At 59.8% G+C, this 2,564-nt stretch carries 3 protein-coding genes and 1 pseudogene; all 4 read right to left on the bottom strand.

What is annotated here, in order from left to right; translation table 11 throughout:
• Positions 1–363: NifB/NifX family molybdenum-iron cluster-binding protein (locus tag DBR30_RS22715; RefSeq protein ID WP_308813285.1), on the bottom strand; the 363-nt coding region annotated here is incomplete at its 3' end.
• Complete coding sequence (locus DBR30_RS20605; RefSeq protein WP_005338107.1) at positions 360–674, bottom strand: DUF134 domain-containing protein; 315 nt, start codon at positions 672–674, stop codon at positions 360–362. The genes DBR30_RS22715 and DBR30_RS20605, both read right to left, overlap by 4 nt.
• A gap of 223 nt (positions 675–897) precedes the next feature.
• Positions 898–2,079 (bottom strand): dicarboxylate/amino acid:cation symporter, encoded by a 1,182-nt coding sequence (locus tag DBR30_RS20600; RefSeq protein WP_005359180.1) that lies wholly within the window; start codon positions 2,077–2,079, stop codon positions 898–900.
• A gap of 192 nt (positions 2,080–2,271) precedes the next feature.
• Positions 2,272–2,564: pseudogene (locus DBR30_RS22710) on the bottom strand (hypothetical protein); the annotation flags it as partial.

Below are 2,564 nucleotides of genomic sequence, written 5' to 3'. Positions count from 1 at the left end.
GCCCTGACTGGCCTCGGTAAGAGGTTGCAGATTGGCGGGGGCCAGCAGCGCGGGCAGCGGCAGGCGGGCAGAGCGGCACTGCAGCACCCGGATATTGGCCGCCAGCAGGCGACCCAGCATCCGCTCGCCGATATTGCGCACCACCACCTGACCCACCTGATGATGGGCGAGGGCGTCGAGCAGCGCTTGCTTGCCGTGGCAGCCTTCGGCGACGGCCGGGTTGGTCAGGGTGGCGATGACGTTCCCTTCGGGGTTAAGAATTTGCAGCTGCTCGGCACGGGTAAAGTGGCCAGCCAGCAGCCCCTGACTCAGCATCAGGGCGCTGTTGCTGGGGTTGGTGGTCATGGTTGTGACAGCATTCATGTCGGCTCTTCTCCACTGGTTGGGTGGTCGGGCTCGGCGGGTTGCATCATCAATGCTTTGCCCAGACTCAGACACTCCACCACCTTGTAGCGCCCTTTTTTCAGGATATTGGCCAGGGTCTGGCGGGAAACCCCCATCACCAGGGCGGCCTCCTGCTGCTGCATTCCTTGAAGGTCGACGAGGCGCAGTGCCTCGAACTCGTCAGGGGCCAGCGTGACCTGTTCCAGCTGATGCATGGGGCGGCCGTTGGGTTTGAAGCAGCTGTTGGCGGGGCGGCCACAGATCTGGCGGGCAATCTTGGGTCTTGGCATGGTGGCTCCTAATTGGCATAAGCCATTTATACGCTCATATGTAGCATATGCCAATAATTTTGTCTGATGCAGAGGGTAGCGCCAGTGCTGTTTACGGCAGAGGGGGGTAAAGAGGGGGAGGCGGAACACGTACAAAAGCAGTGAAGGTGGCAGAAACGACGCAGGCCCGAACATGGTTCGGGCCTGCGGTTTTGCAGAGGATGGTCGATCTATCCCGGCGAGCTTACGCCTGTTCGGCCTCGGCCACTGGAGCTGCGCTCTCGCTACCGTTGGCGAAGCGATCCGCCCACAGGGCAATCACGCCGTCACCGGTGACGTTGCAGGCGGTGCCGAAGCTGTCCTGCGCCAGATAGAGGGCGATCATCAGGGCGATGGAGGCTTCACCAAAGCCGAGCATGGAGGTGAGCAGGCCCAGCGCCGACATCACGCCACCACCTGGCGCGCCCGGTGCGGCGATCATGATGACACCCAGCATCATGATGAAGGGGAGCATGGTCTCGATGCCTGGAATGGCCAGATGCTCGGAGAGGAACATCACCGCGGTGGCGCAGGTGACCAGGGTAATGGTGGAGCCACAGAGGTGAATGGTGGCACACAGGGGCACGGTAAAGTTGGCGATACCGTCGCTCACGCCGTTGTTCTTGCTCGATTGCAGGGCGACCGGAATGGTGGCGGCGCTCGACATGGTCCCCAGCGCGGTGAAGTAGGCGGGCAGCATGTTCTTGATGAGCTGGGCCGGTGAGCGGCCAAGGGCCAGACCGGTACCCACGAACAGTACGGAGAGCCAGATCCAGTGCATCAGGATGGCCATCACCAGCACTACGCCGAAGGTTTTCAGGGTAGCGAACACTGTGCCTTCAACTGTCATTTCGACAAAGACCCCGGCGATATAGAACGGCAGCAGCGGGATGATCACCTTGGCCAGCAGGCGGTCGATGATGTCACGGCCCTGATCGGCGACCCGGCGCAGATCGGTGGCCTGGGTGGCGCTGATCCCGATGCCGAACACGAAGGCGGCGGCCAGTGCCGACATCACGCCAAACAGCGGCGGGATCTCCAGATTGACGTAGGAGGCGAGCTTGATGGCCGTGGCCGTGGTGGGCTCGGCGGCGGTGGTGAACTGCGGGATCAGATGGCTTGCCACGGTAAAGGCGAACAGCCCAGCAAGAATGGTGGAGCAGTAGGAGAGGGCCACGGTTTTGCCCAGCAGCTTGCCGGAGTTTTTCGGCAGGCTGGCGATACCGCTCATGATAAAGAACAGAATGATGAGCGGAATGGTGAAGGTGATCAGCTGACCTATCACTGTCTTGGCCGTAAACAGCACGCGCGCCACCCACTCAGGGGCGTAGAGACCGAGCAAGAGACCGGCAAGGATGCCAGCAATGAGTTTCAGGACAAGTTTCATAAGGAAATCCGGAGTTGGTTGTATTGTCTGTTTTGTTATTAAAATTTGATATTAATCACACTTTTTAACACGTAAGCCGTGTTATGTCTGCTTTTTCTGCGTTAACGCCGAGTTAAATATTGTCTAAGGCCAAGATCGCCGACTAGCTGTCGGCTTGGCGTTGAACGGGAAAATCCGTGATGAATTAGCCCGTTAGGTGGCCTGATGATCGCCACGCAGCAACATGACGTACTGGGTGGCGTGTTGACTTGAGGAATCTGACATACTGGCTGATACGGCTTCCATCGGCGCCAGTTGCAGCGCTATCCCGGATGTGGTGACCAGTTGCTGTAGCTGAGCGAGACTTATCTTGCCGCTTGGCGGCAGGGGGAAGCAGCTCGGAGCGCCCGCTTGGAGCAGGGTCGCCAGCTGTTGCAACAGGGGGACAAGGGTGGCCGTGTCGCTATCAAGCGGGCGGCTTAGCCAGATGCCATCGTAAGGGAGTA

Source organism: Aeromonas sp. HMWF017, assembly GCF_003061465.1.
Taxonomy (GTDB): Bacteria; Pseudomonadota; Gammaproteobacteria; order Enterobacterales; family Aeromonadaceae; genus Aeromonas; species Aeromonas veronii.
The sequence above is the reverse complement of the archived record's forward strand: the minus strand, read 5'-3'. Positions and strand labels throughout refer to the sequence as shown.

Bases quoted from the DNA above. Each gene is read 5' to 3' on its own strand.
- DBR30_RS20605 (WP_005338107.1), bottom strand. From the start codon at position 674: ATGCCAAGACCCAAGATTGCCCGCCAGATCTGTGGCCGCCCCGCCAAC.
- DBR30_RS20600 (WP_005359180.1), bottom strand. From the start codon at position 2,079: ATGAAACTTGTCCTGAAACTCATTGCTGGCATCCTTGCCGGTCTCTTG.